Genomic DNA, 20341 nt, shown 5'->3' with positions numbered 1-20341 from the left:
ATATCAAAAGTTATAAAAAACTGTATCATAAACAGATGATACAGTTTTTTTATTAAATAAGTTTAGAAATGCAAATAAGTTTGTTTATATTATTATCTAAAAAATGTATAGTGCTATCACATTGATAGTTAAATGAAGGAATACCATTTATAAAAGGCTCTAAATTACGTCTACAACCTCCACCACAAAGCTTAAAGTATTTGCAAGCTCTACATTTGTCGTGAATATATAAAGACCTTTCAAAGAAATCTTTAGCTTTATTAGAAAACCTAATATCTTTTAAGGAATTTTCATTAATGTTACCAAGCATCCATTTATCAATACAATAAAAGTCACAAGGATAAATATCACCATTAGATTCTATTACAGTATGTAAACTACAAAATCCGCCCATACCACAGCTGGTAGGGTTATATCCTTTTAACACGTTTATATAATCCATAAAGTTTCTAATTTCAATAAACTCACCGTTTTTAATATCTTCAAACCATAAATTAAAAAGTTTATTCAAAAACTCAAAATAGTTATTGCTATCCAAATAATAATCGGAAGCTGATTTTTTTGACTCATTGTATTTAAAATCTTTAATACAAGGTATAAACTGAAGGTATTTGAAATCATTATCCTTATAAAAAGAGTAAATTTCATTAATATGTTTTGAACTTTGTTTAGTCACAACGCACAATATATTAAAATCAACATTATATTTTTTTAATAAATCAATACCATTGATTACTTTATCAAAAGTACCATCTTTATTATAATCAACTCTATATAAGTCATGAATATCTTTAGGTCCATCTAAAGAAACTCCAACCAAAAAGTTATTTTCTTTAAAAAATTTAGCATAATTTTCATCTATATTTATTCCATTTGTTTGTATTGAATTTATTATTTTAATATTTTTAGTATTAAACTCTTCTTGAAGTAAAATTACTTTTTTATAAAAATCAAGACCTACTAATGTGGGTTCGCCTCCCTGAAACATAAAATTACAAGTTTTTATATCTTTATTTAATGAACTTTCAATAATCTTTTTCAATGTACTTTCATTCATAAAACTATGGCTGAAAACATCTCTATTTTTAGATGAATCCTTGTAAAAACAATAGTTACAGTCAATATTACAACTACTTGAGCTAGGCTTAATTAGTATTGTCATGTTCATAAAATCCTCCCCAATAAAACATTCTAATTAGACTATAACATACAAATAATACCAAAATCTATTTAATACAAAAAAACAAAACGTAAGAACAAAATTGCAAATACATATCCATTACAAAAATATACAATAGGAGTATAAAGGTTAATAAGGGGGCAGACATTAATGGAAAAAGTAATAGAAAAATTATTAGGTATAGAAGTTGAAAAATTAGAGGAATGCAAAGGTTTAAATACAGCTAAAGAAATAGTACAACAACCAGATGCATGGAGAGAGGCTGTAAAAAATTTAGTAGATAATAAAGATGCAATAAAGTCATTTATGGATAAATTTATGGCAAAAGATAATTTTAGAATAATATTAACAGGTGCTGGAACTTCAGCATTTGCAGGTGAAACTTGTGAACCATACTTAACAAGTATTATAAATAAGAGAGTAGAAGCAATAGCTACAACTGATTTAGTTGCAAGTCCTAAAAACTATTTTATAAAAGATATACCAACACTTTTAGTCTCTTTTGCAAGATCTGGAAATTCTCCTGAAAGTGTGTTTGCAGTAGAATTAGCAAATCAATTAGTAGATGACATATATCAAGTAGTAATAACTTGCAATGAAGAAGGAAAACTTGCTAAAAATACAAGAGAAGATGAAAAAAGTTTATTACTTTTAATGCCATCTCAAACTAATGATTTAGGATTTGCAATGACAAGTAGTTTTACAACAATGGTTATGAGTGCTATGGCAGTATTTAATATAGATAATATAGAAAATTATGCAAAGGATGTTGAATTATTAGCATCTTCAGTAGATAAATTTTTAGAAGAAAATGCTAATAAAGTAAATGAACTAGTAAGTGAAAAGTTTGAAAGAATAGTATATCTAGGTTCAGGAACTTCTAAAGGTATAGCAAGAGAAAGTGCCCTTAAAGTACTTGAATTAACAGCAGGAATTGTTAATGCAAATTACGATACACCACTTGGATTTAGACATGGTCCAAAGTCAGTGATAGATGATAGTACAGTTACTATTATTTATATATCAAATGATGAATATACTAGAAAGTATGATTTAGATTTAACTAAAGAAATGATACATCATAGAAAAGAAGACAAAGTAGTAGTTGTTGGATCAAATATTGATAAGGAAATACTAAATAAATCAAATTATAACTTTGATTTAGAAAAAATAAATTATAGTGTTAAAAATGAAGCATTACTTCCACTTCAACAGATAATGTTTGGACAATTATTATCATTCTTAAAGTCAGTTAACTTAGGAATAACGCCAGATAATCCATGCCCAACAGGTGAAGTAAATAGGGTAGTTCAAGGGGTAATATTACATGAATTAGATAAATAAAATTAGTTATTAGCATTTAATCAAGTTATTCAAATGATCTATAAAAAAGGTCCATTGCTAAAAAATTATAACACACAGGGGGATTTAAAAATGAGTTTAATATCAACAAAACAAATGTTACTTAAGGCACAAGAAGATGGATATTCTATTCCAGCCTTTAATATACACAATCTAGAAACTATACAAGTAGTACTACAAGCTGCAAGTGATTTAAAATCACCAGTAATACTAGCAGCAACTCCATCAACTGTAAAATATGCTAATGAAAATTATTTATTAGCAATAATAGAAAAAGCAAGTGAAATAAATGATATACCTGTAACGTTTCATCTAGATCATCATGAGAATGTAGAAGATATAAAAAGAATAATAACACTTGGATGCAAGTCGGTTATGATAGATGCATCTAAGTATGAGTTTAATAAAAACGTTGAAATAGTTAAAGATATAGTAGACTTTGCTCATAAATATGGTGCAACAGTTGAAGCGGAATTAGGTAAATTAGGTGGAATTGAAGATGATTTAGTAGTAGATGAAAAAGACTCTTATCTTACTGATCCCAATGAAGCAGTAGAGTTTGTAAAATTAACAGGAGTTGATTCACTAGCCGTAGCAATAGGAACTGCTCATGGATTATATAAAAGTGAACCAAAATTAGATTTTGATAGATTAGAGAAAATAAGATCTATGGTAGATGTACCTTTAGTACTTCATGGAGCATCAGGTGTTCCTTATGAAGCAGTGCAAAAGGCAACAGATCTTGGAATATGTAAAGTAAATATAGCAACAGAACTTAAAATACCATTCTCTAGTGCTATAAGAGAATATTTTAAAGAAAATCCAGGGGCATCAGACCCAAGACAATATTTAGTTCCAGCTAAAAAGGCTATGTATGATGTAGTAGTTGAAAAAATAAAAATGTGTAAGAGTGAGAACAAAGCTTATGCTTACAATAATAACATTTAATCCATCAATAGATAGACTATATAAATTAGATACATTTGAAATTGGGTCTGTACAAAGGGCTAATTTTGTAAATCCTACTGCTGGAGGAAAAGGTTTAAATGTTGCTAAAGTTGTAAAAAAATTAGGGGAAATACCAACTTGTCTTGGTTTTTTAGGTGGATTTAATGGAAATTATATAGAAAGTGAAATAGAAAAAATAGGTCTTAAAAATGAGTTTACAAAAATAGATGGAGAAACTAGAATCTGTTTAAATATTATAGATAAAAATGGAGTAAGCACAGAAGTTTTAGAAAAAGGGCCTACAGTTAATGAGAAAGACATAAAGATATTTGAAGATAAATTAGAAGAAGTTTTAAAAGATACAAAGGTATTAGTTGCATCAGGAAGCCTATTAGATGGTTTACCTAAAGAATATTATTCAAAGATTGGTAAATTATGCAATGCTAAAGGCATAAAGTTTATATTAGATACCAGTGGGCAGTCTTTAGAGCTAGCCATTGATTATAATATATATTTAGTAAAACCAAATCAATATGAACTAGAATATTTAACTAAATCAAAAATAAACTCTAAGGAAGATGCAATAAATGCAGCTAGAAATTTAATAGATAGAGGTATAGAAAATGTATGTGTATCTATGGGCAAAGATGGAATGATTCTTTTAAATAAGGATAGTGTATATGAAGTTGAAATACCAAAAATAGATGCATTAAATCCAGTTGGAAGTGGAGATTCATCAATAGCAGGATTTGCATATGGAGTAATTAAAAATTATGACTTAGAAAAATGCTTAAAATTAGCTAATGCATGTGGAATGTCTAATGCACTTTATATGGAAACTGGAAATATAGAACTAGATGATATTAAAAATTTTAAAAGTTCTATAAAAATAAATAAATATAAAAATAGTGGATTCAATGTATAAAAATAAGTCATCGATATGTGATTCAAGTAAAAATAGTTTATAAAGTAGCAAATATAGTACATAAAGTCTTAATAAACATATGTATTATATTTGCTAAAATTATATTATAGTGATTTTAAATTAATACAAAAGATTTTTATAAATAGGGGGAATTTTATGTATTATATAGGCATTGATGGTGGAGGAACTAAGACAAGTTTTACATTAATAAATAAAGATGGATTAAAGTTAGGTCAATATATTACAGGAACAACACACTATGAACAAATTGGTTTTGAAGGTGTAGAAAATGTTTTAAAAGAAGGTTTTGATTTATTAATATCAAGTTTAGATATAGATAGAAAAGATATAGATGCAATATTTTTAGGAATTCCAGGGTATGGAGAAGTAAAAAGTGTTAAATCAAAACTTGATAAAATAGTTGAAAATTTATTTGAAGATATAAAATTTAAAGTTGGAAATGATGTTGAAGTAGGACTTTGTGGATCTCTTGCTGGAAAATATGGGATAAATATTGTAAGTGGAACAGGATCAATTGCACTGGGGAAAGATTCTAAAGGAAACTTCACTAGATGTGGTGGATGGGGAGATTACGTAGGAGATGAAGGATCTGCCTATTGGATAGGTAAAAAAACTTTAGAGTTATTTTCAAAAGAATCAGATAAGAGAATTGAAAGAGGGGATCTTTATAATAATATAAGAGAAACATTAAACTTAAGTGATGATTTTGATATAATTGATTATGCAATAAATACTTTAAAGAAAGATAGAACAAAGATAGCTGAGTTTTCAAGTATTTGTTGTGAAAGTGCTAAGGCAGGAGATAAAAATGCCATAAAAATATTTGAAGATGCAGCTTATGAACTAGGTTTATTAGTAAAAATGATAATAAATGAATTGGACTTTGAGAATGAAGTATTAGTATCATACTCAGGTGGAGTATTTAAAAGTGATGAAATAATATTAAACCCATTAAAAGAAGAATTAAAAGAGTATAATGTAAAACTTATGAAACCTGTACTAGGTCCAGATGAAGGGGCGTGCTTACTAGCATATAAATTAGGCGAAAATGTAATAAATGAAGGTATAATAGGAAATTTAAGTAAAGATATAGTGTCACAAACTGTATAATATAATAAAAAGAGGAGTAAGTTTTATTAAAAAGCTTACTCCTCTTTTTATTATTCATAAATAGATTTTGAGTACTCAGTAGGTGAAACTCCAAAGCTTGATTTAAATTTCTTAGAAAAATAATGTATTGATGAAAATCCAAGAATTTCTGAAATTTCACTAAGTGTATATGTAGAGCTTTTAATAAGTTCTTTACTTTTATTAAGTTTTAGTTCATTTATATAATTTTTTACAGTATTATTCATATTCTTTTTAAATAAAGAATGAAGCATAGAAGTACTTATACAAAAATGAGTGCACAAAGTATCAATAGATATTTTTGAATCAATATTATCATATATAAATTTAATAATATCATTTAATAATTGATTTTCATAAGTTTGTTGCATATGAGTAGTAGGCCTTGATTGAGAATAGGAATTTTCTAATCTAAGAGTTTGTATTATAAGCTGCTTTAAATAACAAAGGGCTAAATCATTAGAATATATACTATCATTAGATAGCTCTTTTATAAGATTACTAACTACAGAATAAGATTCTCTTTGAAGATTAAATACCTTATTACACAACAACTCATGATGATTAAAATCCATATTAAAATTAATTGTTAAATAAGAACTACTATTTTTGTCTAATGTAGACTGAGTATGAAACTGTAGTGGGGCATAGAAAATTAAATCTCCTTGTTTTAGTTCATAATCTTTACCATCTACAGTAGTTGATAATACACCTTTATCAACGTAGGTTAGTTCCCAGTAGGGATGAGTTTCACCAGGAAAGTTATAATTAATGCCTTTCTCTTGATAAAACTTAGTATATATTTCATTTATATTTAAAGATGAAGATATAGACGAATATGTATACTCCTCTTCTAAATCAACCAATGGAAATTCATTACAACGTGATGAAATTAAAATTTCTGCTTCATCTGATATAGAAATAAAATTAAAATATACACCTTTTTTTATAGTGATATTTCTATTTATTATAAAAGATTTCATACTACTAATATCAAGTGACACTAAAATCATGACAACACCTTTTGAAACACTAATTATTGTATCATCGTCAGTTATAAGCTTAAAATTTTTAATATTTTTATTACTAAATTTATAATAAGTTGAAGTATTTAAATCTAATTCTTTATAAGTAATACTACCAAAGTATTTAAAACTAGGACTAGTTGTTTTATTGAACACGAAATTATCACCCCCTAAAAAATCCAATTTTAGTATATTTAAATTATATCTATATACCATTAATAAACTCAAGCAAATAATTACAATTAGCTCAAATTTTATTTAAAAAACAAGTAAAGTATGTCCTATAGGACAAAGAATACATATTTAGGAAAATGTTTATTTAAAGCACTTTAGCTTATAAATGTAAAAATTTTCTATATAGGGGTAAGATTAATCTATTTTAATAGAGAATAAATGGGACTACTATTATAGTATAGAAAATTAATTAACTTATAAGAGGGGGAATATATGTGGACGCAAAAACAGTAACACCAAAAAAGCCACAAAATAAAGAGCCTAAATTTAGTAAAATATTAGGAAAAAGTAAAAAACAAAGAAGCCAAAATTTATTTATATTGTGTTGTGTAGCACCAACTGTTTTATTGTTTTTATTATTTAAAATATATCCTATGTTAAATGCAGCTAAAATGTCATTTTATAGATCTACTGGACTTAGTAGTAATCCTACATTTATAGGATTTGAAAACTTTGTAACATTATTTAATGACCCGGTATTTTGGAAGTCATTAGGAAATACGTTCTTTATATTAGGATTATTTCCAATAATTACTATGTTGCTTGCACTATTCTTTGCAGTAATACTTACACAAGGAAAAATATTCGAATGGGAGAAAACGTTATACCGCTTAGTATTCTTTTTACCAAATGTATTATCTATGGTAGTTATCGGTATGTTATTTATGTATATATATGACTTTAATTTAGGTATATTGAACTCATTCTTAGACTTTATAGGAATGGGAATGTTAAAGAGAACTTGGCTTGGAGAAAGTAATACAGTATTATGGGCATTAGTATTTACAATGGTATGGCAAGCCACAGGTTATTACATGGTAATGTATATATCAGGAATAAATAGAATACCTCAAGATTTATATGAGGCAGCAACACTTGATGGAGCAAGTAAAATAAAACAATTCTTTATAATAACTCTTCCATTAATATGGGAAGTAGTGAGGGTTACAATTACATTCTTTATAACAGGTGCATTTAATTTAAGTTTCATATTTGTAAAAGTAATGACAAAGGGTGGACCTGATAATGCATCATCAACATTATTAAATCAGATGGATACTCAAGCATTTATGAATGCAAATTACGGATATGCTATGGCAATATCAGTGGTAGTATTTGTTATAGCGATAGCACTTGCTTTAATAGTTAAAAAGATTACAGAAAAAGAAGTAATTGAATTATAAAGGAGGGGACAAACATTGGTTAGAGATAATAAATTTACAGTAAAAAATGTATTTACAGGAGCAGTTCTTAGAATAATATTAATTTCATTTTTATTTATGGTATTAGTTCCTCTACTTTGGACAGTAATGCAATCATTTAAAACATCACAAGAATTCTTTGCTGATCCATGGGCTCTTCCAGGAGCATATAATATGACAAATTACATAAGTGCTTGGAATAAAGCAAATATGTCAGGATATTTTTTTAACTCAGTATATGTAACACTAGTATCTACAGTATTTTTGATGTTACTAGCAGTTCCTTGTTCGTATTGTTTAGCTAGATTCAAATTCTTTGGAGCAGAGCTTATAATGCTTGCTATGACATTAGGTTTATTTATACAACCAACGTATATATTAGTACCATTATTTTTACTAGTAGCAAAACTTAATTTACTAAATAACCTAACAGCATTAAGTTTAATATACTCAGTGATTCAATTACCTTTTGCAATATTTATCTTAACAGGATTTATAAAAGGAGTTTCAAAAGAATATGAAGAAGCTGCTGTAATAGATGGATGCACAAGACTTCAAACTATAAGACATGTTGTACTTCCAATGATAAAACCAGGAGTACTTACAGTTTTAATATTTAACTTTATGGGGTTTTGGAATGAGTATGCAATGGCATTTACACTACTTACAGATGATACTAAAAAGACGTTACCAGTTGGTCTTCAAAACTTAATGGAAGTTCAAAGATTCTCTACTGATTGGGGTGCATTATTTGCAGGTATGGTAATAGTAATTATACCAACAGTAATAGTGTATGCATTACTTAATAAGAAGCTTACAGAAGCAGTTAATGTTGGAGGTCTTAAGGGATAAATATGAAAAAGTCAAATATAATAGTATTTTTTTCAGACCAGCAAAGATTTGATACAGTTGGATGTTATGGGCAAAAATTAGATATAACGCCTAATCTTGATTATATGGCAAGTGAAGGAGTAAAATTTGAAAATGCTTTTACTTGTCAACCTGTATGTGGTCCAGCTAGAAGTTGTATGCAAACAGGAAAATATGCAACGCAAACAGAATGTTTTATAAATGATATAGGACTTAAAGAAGATGAAACTACAATAGCAAAATTATTAAGTGAAGAAGGTTATGAAACTGCATATGTAGGGAAGTGGCATCTTGCATCAACTAAAGATGAATGTGATTTTTCAACTTCTCCAGTTCCAGAAAATAAAAGAGGTGGATATAAGGATTATTGGATGGCATCAGATGTACTAGAATTTACATCTCATGGATATGATGGATATGTCTTTAATAAAGATATGGAGAAGATAGAATTTGAAGGTTATAGAGCTGATAAAATAACTGATTTTGCTCTAGATTATCTAGAAAATAGAAATAAAGAAAAGCCATTTTTATTATTCTTATCACATATAGAGCCACATCATCAAAATGATAGAAAAACATATGAAGGACCAGAAGGATCAAAGGATAAATTTAAAGAATATATCCTTCCACAAGATTTAAAATCTATAGAAGGTGATTATAAGGAAAATTATCCAGATTATTTAGGATGCTGTAAATCATTAGATAATAATCTAGGAAGAATAAGAGAAAAGCTTAAAGATTTAGATATAGATAAAGATACAGTGGTAATTTATACAAGTGACCATGGTTGCCACTTTAAAACTAAAAATAAAAACTTACCTAAAGGTGGAGCAGACGATTATAAGAGAAGTTTTTATGAAAATACTATAAGGGTTCCATTAGTAGCTTATGGTCCAGGATTTGAAGGTGGAAAAGTAATCCATGAATTATCAAGTTTAATAGATATACCTAAGACTATAATAGATATAGCAATGGGAAGTAAACCTGAGTTTATGGTAGGTGTATCTTTACTTGATCTAGTTCATGACAAAACAAATAGAGATGATGTATTTATACAAATAAGTGAAAGCTATGTAGGTAGAGCTCTTAGAACTAAAAAATACAAATATTGCATAATAGATCCAAATAAACACCCTTATGAAGATAGCTATAGCTTAGAATATGAAGAATGCTATCTTTACGATTTAGAGAAAGATCCATTAGAAAAAGTAAATTTAATAGATCATAGAGGTTATGAAGATATTAAAGAAGAACTTAGATTAAGAATAAAAGAATATATAAAAAATATTGAACATATAGATATTAAAATTACAAATAAGAAGTAAAAAAATCTCCCATAAAATTGGGAGATTTTTTATAGACAATGTTAAATTTATTTAACATTGAATTCATTCACCGATTACATCCCCTATTAATATAATAGGTAGATAAAGTTAAACTAATTAAAAAGGGGATGTTTACATGGAATCTTCTATACAAACAATTGCTAGTAATAACTTACTAGTAATTTTTGCGATAGTAGCAGTTACAGGAATAATTTGTTCTAAATTAAGTGAGGTTTTAAAAGTACCGGATGTAGTACTTTTTCTAATAGCAGGTATCCTGGTTGGACCTTCCGTTTTAAAGTTTTTCGACATAAGTCAATATGAAGTTGAAAATCAACTAATATTAACTTTTGGTTCGGCATTTATACTATATTTAGGTGGAAAAGAAATTAGCTTGAAGGTGCTTAAGAATGTAAAGATAAGTGTATTTTTATTATCCACAATAGGGGTATTAATATCAGCATTTATAGTAGGTCAAATAGCTGGAGTAAGTTTTGGGATATCATCAATGACTGCTTTATTAATCGGATCAATAATAGCATCAACAGATCCAGCAACTTTAGTTCCAATTTTCAATCAAGTAAAAATAAAAGATAAAGTAAAACAGACAGTTATAAGTGAATCAGCTTTTAATGATGCAACAGGAGCGATACTTACATCAGCTGTAATTGCTATAATACTGTCTGGAAAATTCTCTTTAACAGAAAATTTATATGAGCTAGGTATAATGGTTGTAGTTGGAGTTTTAGTAGGTGTAGTAACTGGTATAGTTCTTTTAAAACTAGTTAATGATGAACCTTATGGAATTTTTAAAGACTTTGCTCCAATTATATCTATATTATCTGTAATAATAGCATATGAAGTTGCAACTAAATTTGGCGGAAGTGGATATATGGCATGTTTTATAGTAGGTATAATAACAGGTAATAAGAAAAACTTTAAAATATGGCTGTCACAAACATCATACGATGCAGATTGTAATGTTGCAGAAACTTTAGGGACAATTTGTCGTATGTCAATATTTATTATTTTAGGAAGCCAAGTTAATATTCCCATGCTTATAAAATACTTTATACCATCATTAATTGTTGTATTAGGTTTAATGTTTATAGCAAGACCAATATGTGTTTTAGTATGTGTATTATTTGATAGAAAAGCAAAATGGAATAAAAAAGAAATATTATTTATGATGTGGGTTAGAGAGACTGGAGTTATACCAGCAGCACTTTGCGGTATAATAACAGCTATGAAAGTACCTGGATATGAAATAATATCTTCAGTAGTATTTATGACAGTACTAGTTACACTTATTATACAAGGAAGTACGACTAAATTAGTTGCTAAAAAACTTGGAGTTTTAGAAGAACTAGATAAAGACGACAAAATATCTCTATAATAAAATTTATACATTAAGTATAGTCATTAAAATAAAAAATAATTAATTTTTATAATAAAATGCACATATACTAGGAGAAGTAGTAAAAAATAAATAAAAATTAATTTTATTTTTAACCATATTAAAAAGATGTATAAATAAAGGAGATAATTATGCAAAATATAAATCTTATAGGAAAAGCAAAAAATACAAAACTAGAAGATTCTATAAATGAAGTACTTAATAATGAAATTTATTACGCAGCAACACTATCAGCACTTAGTAATATATGTAAAAATGAAAATTATGAGGACACAGCTACAAGCCTAGAAGAAATGGCAATGGATAAAATAAGGAGTGCAGGTAGATATGCTTTACTTAATGGAATGGTTAGTGATGATATAGTTAAAAGCTTATATAAACTTTTAGAACATGAGAAAAATTCATTAGACTTAGTTAATTCTTTAGCTAATAAATCTAAAGAATTAGGACTAAAAGATATAGAAAATGTTATAAACGAGGAATTTATTGCAGAAAAAAACTATGTTAATGATTTAAAAGAACTTATAAGTAAGCATGACAAAAAACTTAGCAAATACTTACTACAAAGGTCAAGATCAGATTACCAATATTAGTATTTAAACTATATATAAATAAAAAACTATAGCTATTTTAAGCTATAGTTTTTTTATGGGTTATAACCTTTAAATAGTGTATAATGAGCGCTATAAAGAATTTTATAAAAGTAATCGGAGTTGAGTTTATGTTTGTTTTATAAAAAGCAACAGATAAAAATTTTATTATAGGAGATATAAAAATGATTAGAAAATTAGAAAATAGAGATATAGAAGTTATTATGGATATATGGATAGATTCAACTATAAAAGCGCATGATTTTATAGAGGAAAGTTACTGGATAAATAATTATAGCGTAGTTAAGGATGTATATATACCTATGTCTGAAGTTTTTGTATATGAAGAAGATAATAATATATATGGATTTATAAGTATTATAGAAAAGAAATTTATAGGAGCATTGTTTGTAGATATTAATAAACAAGGCTTAGGTATAGGAAGTAAATTAATAGAATTTGCATTAGATAAATACATACAGTTAGATTTAGCTGTTTATAAAGATAATAAAGAATCAGTTGAATTTTATAAGAAAAAAGGATTTGAAGTAATTTTAGAACAAGAAAATGAAGATTCTAACTTTATGGAGTATACAATGAGATATAAAAAATAATTATTAGTATGGTTAATTTTAATACAGAATTGTTTATGACCTTTGCGTTCTAGAAGTATAGATGATATAATTTTTGTGATATGCTTTAAGCATAATATAAAAATATAAATTATTAAAATAATATAAACTATTAATATAAAGGAGGCTATTTATGCAAAATAAACCAGTGCTAGTTATTGTTTCTGGCTCCGTGCAAAGACTGTAATACATATACAGAACTAAACTTTGTTCGGAGCCGAAATTAAATTCGGTTAAGTTTTTTTGTGCAGTCTTTGCTTCATTATTTACGAACTAAAAAGTAGATAGGAGCGAGAATTATGAAATATGAAAAAGCACAAAATATATTACCTGAAGATGTTATTGAATTAATTCAAGAATATATAGATGGTGGATATTTATATATACCTAGAAAGTCTAGTAATAAAAAATCTTGGGGAGAAAGTAGTGGAACTAAGAATGATTTAAAGAAAAGAAATGTAGAGATTTTTAACAAATATAAAGAAGGTATATCTGTTAAAGAACTTACTAAGCACTACTACCTTACTGAAAATAGTATTAGAAGAATTATTAGGCAAGAAAAACAAATAGTATAAATAAAAAGTGCCTCAATATTATAATATTGAGGCACTTTTTATTTATACTATCATTATACTAAAAGTCTATATTAATAATTAGAAAAAACTACGTTTTTTTCAATAATCCCTAGGTGGAAAAGTTATATAGCATAATACTATCAAATAAGAGTCAAGAAATTTATTTATAAAAATTATTGTCTCTAAGCATCTGAGCACATTTACGGTTAGTTAAAAATTGCTTCAATTCAGTTAAGCACAAAAACAAAATAGCTCTATTCTCAAATTCCATTCTGTTTATAGGTAGTGGTTGATTTTTCATATTTAGCATTAGTCTATCCAATTCTTCAAGAAGTAAATTTACAGTTTCAGCTTCAAATGCAGTATGACCTATTTTATGTATAAAAGCAGACAGAATATGAGCTTGTGGCGGTGCACAACTTAATTGTGATACATGACTATACAAGTTTTCTAAGATATCTCGTTGGCTTTTTATAATATCCATATGGTCTAAGAAAAATCTAGTGTCACTTAATAAACTATTGTTAATATTATCATAAGCTTCGGAAATACTACTATCAATAAGTAAGTTTAAGGTATGTAAATCCTTATTATATCTATTTTCATTTTTAGGATTTACAATAAGATCTGCAATATCTATAAGTACAGTGCTTACTTCTTCTTGTAACTTTTTTTGACCCTCATATATTTTATTTATATTTGTTGGAATATACATATTTATTATGACGCCTATTCCAGCACCTATTACAAATATTCCAGCTTCGTTTAAAATCCATCTAGCAGATATTTCTCCTTGAAGGAAGTAATGGGATGCAATAACTACACACATAGCAATAACATCTTGGATTTTTAACAAGAAACAAAGAAATATAATTATAAATATAAATATTGAAAATGAAGTCAAATGGTATCCTAAAATATTAAAACATAAGTAGGAAAAAATAGTGCATAAAAGAAAACCATAAACCTTTCCGATAGTACCTTTAAGAGTTTCTTTTTTAGTATTTTTTACTGTAAGTAAGACTATAACTCCAGCAACCATTGAGTATTCTAAGTTTAATAACCAAGCAATAAATATAGCAAGGGAACTTCCAAGGGATAATTTTATTACTTTAAGTGCATTAATTTTATTCAAGCATAAACCTCCTATAGATAAATATAATAATGACAATTTTACCATAAAACTTATATGGTTTAAAATAGAGTTAGATATATTTTACCATTTTTTACAATCACCTAGTTATATAAAATCAATGCTAAAAATCTAAGTTGGATTATGTCCAATTTATACTGTGAATCGTCTCCCACATTGAAATTCATGGAAAACTTATTAGCTTTTATTGCTTAATTCTGGTACACTTAAATAACATGAATTAAAGAAAGAGGTGTTTGTCATAAATAATTATAAAACAACAGAAAATAAGTATGAAACTCAAGGTTCAGTTACCCTTATAACAATACTTAAAAAAAATAATACTGAACTTGTGGCTAAAATAGATACTGAAGATTTAGAAAAAGTACAAGCAATGGGAATTTGGTTTGCTGAGTGGCACAAAGACTTTAATAGCTACTTAGTTCAAAACTTAACTATAACTAAAGAGAATAAGAAAATAAAAAGTACTAAGAGAAATCTTCAATCAGTAATATTAGATACGCAAGCATCAGCTCCAATCAGACATATAAATGGAGATACATTAGACAATAGAAAATGTAACTTAGAACTTGTTGATACAAAAGAAAAAAATGCATATGAAGTTATAGACGATGAAACTATAGCTGTAATATTAAGAGACAAATATGGTAAAATTCAAGAAAAAGCTTTAGTATCATTTAAAGATTTAGATAGAGTAATAAATAAGAGATATACATGGATTTGCCACAAGGGTTCTAAGCAACCTCAAGTAATAGCTCATACTCCAAATGGTAAGGTTCACATGGCAGATGTTATAATGAAGCCAGGTGAAGATGAGAGAGTTTATCATATAAATCTAAACCCATTAGATAACAGAAGAAAGAATTTAGAAAATAAAAGTAAATAATTGAAATCCATAAATATCTATATCCAAAGGATATGGGTATTTTTATATGTTTAGGATTTAGTAAATTATTACTACCTTACTGAACATAGTATTAGAAGAATTATTAGATAAGAAAAACAAATAGTATAAATAAAAAGTGTCTCAAGTTAATTTTATAATTATTGAGATACTTTTTATTTATGAGGATACTATATTTAGAGTCTATATTACTACAGAAATATTTGTAAACTTGGATATTATATTCTTAAATGATATGATTTAAACATGAAAAGTCAAAGCAAGAAATGAGGAATGAAAATGAGTATTTTAACAGTTGAAAATATGAGCCATGGGTTTGGGGATAGAGAAATATTTAAAGGTGTATCATTTAGATTATTAAAAGGAGAACATGTAGGGCTTGTTGGAGCAAATGGGGAAGGTAAATCAACTTTTATGAATATAATTACCGATAAAGTAATACCTGATAGCGGAAATATACATTGGAATAGCAAAATAAGTGTTGGATATCTAGATCAACACACTAACCTAAAAGAAGGAAAATCTATAAGGGATACTCTAAAGGAAGCATTTTCTGATTTATTTTGTATTGAAACTGAACTTAATAATATGTATAATCAAATGTCTTTTATGGATATAGAACAAATGAATAAAACAATTGAAAAAACTACTGAATTACAAGATTTTTTAATTAATAATGAATTTTATAGTATAGATTCAAAAGTAGAATCAGTTGCACTTGGTTTAGGTCTTAGAGATATTGGATTAGACAAAGATGTTTCAAAGTTAAGTGGAGGTCAAAGGACTAAGGTATTATTAGCAAAATTACTTTTAGAAAAGCCAGACATACTATTGTTAGATGAACCTACAAACTATTTAGATGAAAATCATATAGAATGGTTAAAAAAATATTTACAAAATTATGAAAAAGCTTTTATATTAATATCTCACGATTTAGATTTCTTAAATAGTGTTGTAAATGTAATATGTCATCTTGAAAGTAAATCACTAACAAGATATGTTGGTGATTATGAAAGTTTCATAAAGGTATATGAAACAAATAAACTTCAATTAAGGGCAGCATACAATAGACAAGTAGAAGAAATTTTAAAGCTTGAAGAATATATTGCAAAAAATAAATGCAGAGCATCAACAAGTAAAATGGCAAAATCTAGACAGAAAAGATTAGATAAAATTGATAGAATAGAAATATCCAAACATAAGCCAAATCCAAAATTTAAATTTGTAGAGTCTAAGGAATCAGGAAAGGTTATATTTGAGACAAGAGATTTAGTTATAGGATACGATAAACCTTTAAGTAAGCCTATAAATATAAAAATGGAAAGAGGGCAAAAGATTGCTATAATTGGTTCAAATGGAATAGGAAAAACAACATTATTAAAAAGTTTAATGGGAATTAATAAGCCTATAAGTGGAGAAGTAAAAATTGGAGAGTATCAAGAAATAGGATATTTTGAACAAGAAACAAAAATAGAAAATGATAATACTGCTTTAGAAGAAATATGGAATGAATTTTATAAATGTAATAGATATGAAATTAGAAGTATGCTAGCTAGATGTGGACTAACTAACGAGCATATAGATAGCAAAGTAAACATATTAAGCGGTGGAGAACAATCAAAAATTAGGCTGTGTAAGCTTATAAATAAACCAAGTAATATATTAATTTTAGATGAACCGACAAATCATTTAGATATAGATGCAAAGAATGAATTAAAAAAGGCATTAAAAGAGTATAAAGGAAGTTTGATTTTAGTATGTCATGAGCGTGATTTTTATAAAGATATTGTAAGTGATGTATTAAACTGTGAAAACTTAAAAATATAAAAAATACCCCCTAGTTAATAACTTATACTATGGGGTATTATTATATTGTAAACAAATAAGAAAACATAAAAGGATGTGCATTATGAATAAAAGGCTAATAGTAATAGACTTTGAAGTTCTATCAAATGCTAACTTCTGGATGTGCTGTATGAAAGATGTAAAAAGTGGATTAGAACATACAATAGTTAATGATAGAAATGAATTCTTAAGAGTGTTTAATAAAAATAGAAATAATATATGGCTAGGGTACAATATAAGAGGGTATGATCAATGGATCATGAAGGCTTTACTGGCTAATCTAAACCCTTGTATGGTATCAGATAAAATTATTAAAGAAAAACTTTCAGGATGGCAGATAGATAGATCTTTAAATAGCCAGGAACTATTCTTCTTTGAATTAGGAGATGGATTTAAAAGTCTTAAAGAGCTAGAGTTATTTATGGGTGAGAGTATAGTAGAAAGTAGTGTATCTTTTGATCTAAAAACTTATCCAAGCAAAGAAGAAATAGAAGAATTAACAAGTTATTGCCTACATGATGTTAGAATGACATTAAAGGTTTTTAATGAATTAAAACATGAATATGAAGCTCAAGAAGCATTAATAAATTATTTTAACTTAGAAGAAAGCTTTTTTAATAAATCAAAAGCTCAATTAAGTAGTTCAATACTAGGGGCTAAAAGACCAAATTTTGAAAGAAACGATGAATTTGATTTTAATATAATAGATACATTAGAATTTAGTAAGTATGATTTTGTAAAAAAATGGTATGAGGATTTTAATAATAGAGATTATAAAAAAGGTCTAAAAATAAATGTATATAATGTAGAAACAGATTTTGGTTGGGGTGGACTTCATTCTGCTAGAAAAAAATATAATAAAGATGGATTTATTGTAAACAGTGATGTAAGTTCATTTTATCCATCAATAATAATTAACTATAATCTATTAAGTAGGAATGTATCAAAACCTGAAAAATATAAACAAATAAGAGATACTAGAATAGAGCTTAAAAAAAATAAAGACCCTAAAGAGTATCCATTAAAAATAGTCTTAAACTCAGTTTTTGGAGCATCAAAAGATAGAAATAATGATTTATACGATCCTCAAGTTGGAAATGCAATATGTGTAAACGGTCAATTATTATTACTTGACTTAATTGAAAAAGTTGAACTTGAATTTGAAGATAATGCAGAGTTTATACAGGGAAATACAGATGGTGTTATGTTTAGATTCAATAGTAAAGAAGATGTAGATAAATATTTAAAGATTTGTGAAGATTGGTGTAGTAGAACAAAAATGGACTTAGACCATGATATGATAGAAAAAGTTATTCAAAAGGATGTTAATAATTATATATTTATACAAAAAGATAAAAGAGTAAAGAGTAAGGGAGCCTATGTTAAAAAATTAAGTTTACTAGATAATGATTTACCAATCGTTAATAAAGCATTAAAAGAATATTTGATTAATAATGTAAGTATAGAAGATACTATATTAAATTGTAATAGTCTAATAGACTTTCAAAAGTGTATCAAAATAACTGGTGCTTATAAACATGCTTTATATGGACAGGAGAAGATAAACTTAAAAGTAATAAGAGTATTTGCAAGTAAATTAGCAAGCGATCCTTGTATAATGAAAGTTAAAGAAGATTTTAAAAATCCTGAGAAAATAGGGAATACACCAGATAGGGTATTTATAGTAAATGATAATATAATGGATATGAAAATACCTTCTAAACTAGATAAGTCTTGGTATATTAATTTAGCGAAGAAAAGATTAGAAGACTTTGCACCTGAGCCAGAGATAACTTTATTTGATTTATTAAATTAAATAAATATAAACTACCTGTAAAATAAGCGTATTAAAATTTATTTTACAGGTATCTATTTTAAAGTTAACTTTCTTCTATAGCTTTATTTTTATCATTGTGTTTATTATTTAAAATTGATGGAAAAAGTGAAGCTATAGATCCTAAAATAATAAATATAATTCCAAGAATCATATTAAAAGGGATAGATTCATGTATAAGTAAAAATGCAAGTATAGGAGATAAAACAGGTTTAAAGAAAAATACTAATGATGCTGTATTAGCAGAAGTTTCTTCCATAGCTTTAAAATAAAGAGCATAACCAACCCCTGTAATAAATACAAAAATGTAAATTACATAAAGGGTATTACTTAATGTGTACCCTGTAAAGAATGGAATATTTGAAAATACTCCTAAACTATTAGAATTAAGTAAGCTTGAAACAAAGTCAAATTTAGTTAAGAGAGAAAGAATTATCATTTCTAAACTACCAAATATAAAACTAAAGCAAGTAACAGCAAGTCCACCAAATTTTATGCATTTCTTTTTACCTAAAACCCCGTAAATAGCAAAAGTTATAGCAGATAATAAAGTTAATAACACTCCATTTAGATTTAAGTTTGTATGAAGAGGATTTATTATAATTAAAATTCCTAAAATCTCTAAAATTAAGGATAAAATATTATTTTTATGAATATCTTCTTTTAATAATATATATGCAAAAAACATTACAAAAACAGGGTTACAACTAAATAATACAGCAACTACGGAAGCTTTACTTGTAGATACCGCAAGTTGATAAAAAGTCATACTTACAACTACACACATAAATCCTAAAAATGAAAAATATTTTAAATCAGATAAATTTAAAGAAACTGATTTTTCTTTTAGAGATTTCAAAGCAAAAGGAAGTAAAACTATGCCTCCTACTAAAAAACGAGTCATAGATAATTGTATTGGGTTAAAACTAGATCCCACTGTCTTTAGCGCAATCTCCATAGTACTAAATAAAAAAGTAGATAAAGCTATATATACATATCCCTTTTTCATAAAAACACCCCCTAATAACTATACTAATACTGTTTATATAAATATGTGATAGTGATTAATCTATATTAGTTAGAAATTTAAATAACAATCTTAAAATGTAATAAATATAAATAAAAATTATTGAGTAATATATAAGTAAATGATACACTTTAAATTAGCGAC

The 20341-nt window shown here is 26.7% G+C and carries 18 protein-coding genes; 14 read left to right on the top strand and 4 right to left on the bottom strand.

From position 1 onward, the window contains the following. Positions 1-52: 52 nt before the first annotated feature. Positions 53-1168 (bottom strand): anaerobic sulfatase maturase, encoded by a 1116-nt coding sequence (locus JNUCC81_RS09965; protein WP_454093324.1) that lies wholly within the window; start codon positions 1166-1168, stop codon positions 53-55. A 162-nt stretch (positions 1169-1330) separates the two neighbouring features. On the opposite strand from JNUCC81_RS09965, the gene JNUCC81_RS09960 reads away from it, so the two are divergent. The 4 genes from JNUCC81_RS09960 to JNUCC81_RS09945 all read left to right on the top strand — a co-directional run bounded on the left by JNUCC81_RS09960 (position 1331) and on the right by JNUCC81_RS09945 (position 5546). Further along, complete coding sequence (locus JNUCC81_RS09960) at positions 1331-2524, top strand: SIS domain-containing protein (RefSeq protein ID WP_454093323.1); 1194 nt, start codon at positions 1331-1333, stop codon at positions 2522-2524. Between the two features lie 90 nt (positions 2525-2614). Continuing rightward, a complete protein-coding gene (locus JNUCC81_RS09955; RefSeq protein WP_454093322.1) occupies positions 2615-3490 on the top strand; it encodes a tagatose bisphosphate family class II aldolase in 876 nt (291 codons plus the stop codon). Then, a complete protein-coding gene (gene pfkB / locus JNUCC81_RS09950) occupies positions 3453-4415 on the top strand; it encodes a 1-phosphofructokinase (RefSeq protein ID WP_454093321.1) in 963 nt (320 codons plus the stop codon). Before JNUCC81_RS09955 ends, pfkB begins: the two co-directional genes overlap by 38 nt. 156 nt (positions 4416-4571) lie before the next feature. Beyond that, positions 4572-5546 (top strand): N-acetylglucosamine kinase, encoded by a 975-nt coding sequence (locus JNUCC81_RS09945; RefSeq protein ID WP_454093320.1) that lies wholly within the window; start codon positions 4572-4574, stop codon positions 5544-5546. A gap of 50 nt (positions 5547-5596) precedes the next feature. Here the strand turns inward: JNUCC81_RS09945 and JNUCC81_RS09940 are convergent, their stop codons facing one another. Continuing rightward, the gene (locus JNUCC81_RS09940; protein ID WP_454093319.1) at positions 5597-6745 is read right to left on the bottom strand and encodes an AraC family transcriptional regulator; all 1149 of its coding nucleotides are present in this window, start codon (positions 6743-6745) and stop codon (positions 5597-5599) included. A gap of 293 nt (positions 6746-7038) precedes the next feature. Between JNUCC81_RS09940 and JNUCC81_RS09935 the strand changes: the two genes are divergently transcribed. The 7 genes from JNUCC81_RS09935 to JNUCC81_RS09905 all read left to right on the top strand — a co-directional run bounded on the left by JNUCC81_RS09935 (position 7039) and on the right by JNUCC81_RS09905 (position 13434). Further along, positions 7039-8007, top strand: coding sequence for a carbohydrate ABC transporter permease (locus JNUCC81_RS09935; RefSeq protein ID WP_454093318.1), 969 nt, complete (start codon positions 7039-7041; stop codon positions 8005-8007). 15 nt (positions 8008-8022) lie between these two features. Continuing rightward, positions 8023-8877: a carbohydrate ABC transporter permease gene (locus JNUCC81_RS09930; protein ID WP_454093317.1), complete on the top strand. Its 855-nt coding sequence runs from the start codon at positions 8023-8025 to the stop codon at positions 8875-8877. A gap of 2 nt (positions 8878-8879) precedes the next feature. Beyond that, positions 8880-10220, top strand: a complete 1341-nt coding sequence (locus JNUCC81_RS09925; protein WP_454093316.1) for a sulfatase-like hydrolase/transferase — start codon at positions 8880-8882, stop codon at positions 10218-10220. Between the two features lie 136 nt (positions 10221-10356). Continuing rightward, entirely contained in the window at positions 10357-11616 is a 1260-nt protein-coding gene (locus JNUCC81_RS09920) for a cation:proton antiporter (RefSeq protein WP_454093315.1), read from the top strand. Positions 11617-11768: 152 nt separating this feature from the next. Beyond that, a complete protein-coding gene (locus JNUCC81_RS09915) occupies positions 11769-12230 on the top strand; it encodes a hypothetical protein (protein ID WP_454093314.1) in 462 nt (153 codons plus the stop codon). Positions 12231-12412: 182 nt separating this feature from the next. Continuing rightward, on the top strand, positions 12413-12841 hold the full coding sequence (locus JNUCC81_RS09910) for an N-acetyltransferase (protein WP_454093313.1): 429 nt from the start codon (positions 12413-12415) through the stop codon (positions 12839-12841). A 317-nt stretch (positions 12842-13158) separates the two neighbouring features. Next, on the top strand, positions 13159-13434 hold the full coding sequence (locus JNUCC81_RS09905; RefSeq protein ID WP_454093312.1) for a CD3324 family protein: 276 nt from the start codon (positions 13159-13161) through the stop codon (positions 13432-13434). Positions 13435-13594: 160 nt separating this feature from the next. Here JNUCC81_RS09905 and JNUCC81_RS09900 read toward each other — a convergent pair whose 3' ends face one another. Next, complete coding sequence (locus JNUCC81_RS09900) at positions 13595-14569, bottom strand: aromatic acid exporter family protein (RefSeq protein WP_454093311.1); 975 nt, start codon at positions 14567-14569, stop codon at positions 13595-13597. Between the two features lie 250 nt (positions 14570-14819). On the opposite strand from JNUCC81_RS09900, the gene JNUCC81_RS09895 reads away from it, so the two are divergent. The 3 genes from JNUCC81_RS09895 (at position 14820) to JNUCC81_RS09885 (ending at position 19152) form a co-directional block, all read left to right on the top strand. Next, complete coding sequence (locus JNUCC81_RS09895; protein WP_454093310.1) at positions 14820-15473, top strand: hypothetical protein; 654 nt, start codon at positions 14820-14822, stop codon at positions 15471-15473. 297 nt (positions 15474-15770) lie between these two features. Next, entirely contained in the window at positions 15771-17318 is a 1548-nt protein-coding gene (locus JNUCC81_RS09890; protein ID WP_454093309.1) for an ABC-F family ATP-binding cassette domain-containing protein, read from the top strand. A gap of 82 nt (positions 17319-17400) precedes the next feature. Continuing rightward, on the top strand, positions 17401-19152 hold the full coding sequence (locus JNUCC81_RS09885) for a hypothetical protein (protein ID WP_454093308.1): 1752 nt from the start codon (positions 17401-17403) through the stop codon (positions 19150-19152). Between the two features lie 64 nt (positions 19153-19216). Here JNUCC81_RS09885 and JNUCC81_RS09880 read toward each other — a convergent pair whose 3' ends face one another. After that, positions 19217-20179: a DMT family transporter gene (locus JNUCC81_RS09880; RefSeq protein ID WP_454093307.1), complete on the bottom strand. Its 963-nt coding sequence runs from the start codon at positions 20177-20179 to the stop codon at positions 19217-19219. Positions 20180-20341 lie beyond the last annotated feature (162 nt).

The organism is Faecalimicrobium sp. JNUCC 81, assembly GCF_053667625.1.
The sequence above is the reverse complement of the archived record's forward strand: the minus strand, read 5'-3'. Positions and strand labels throughout refer to the sequence as shown.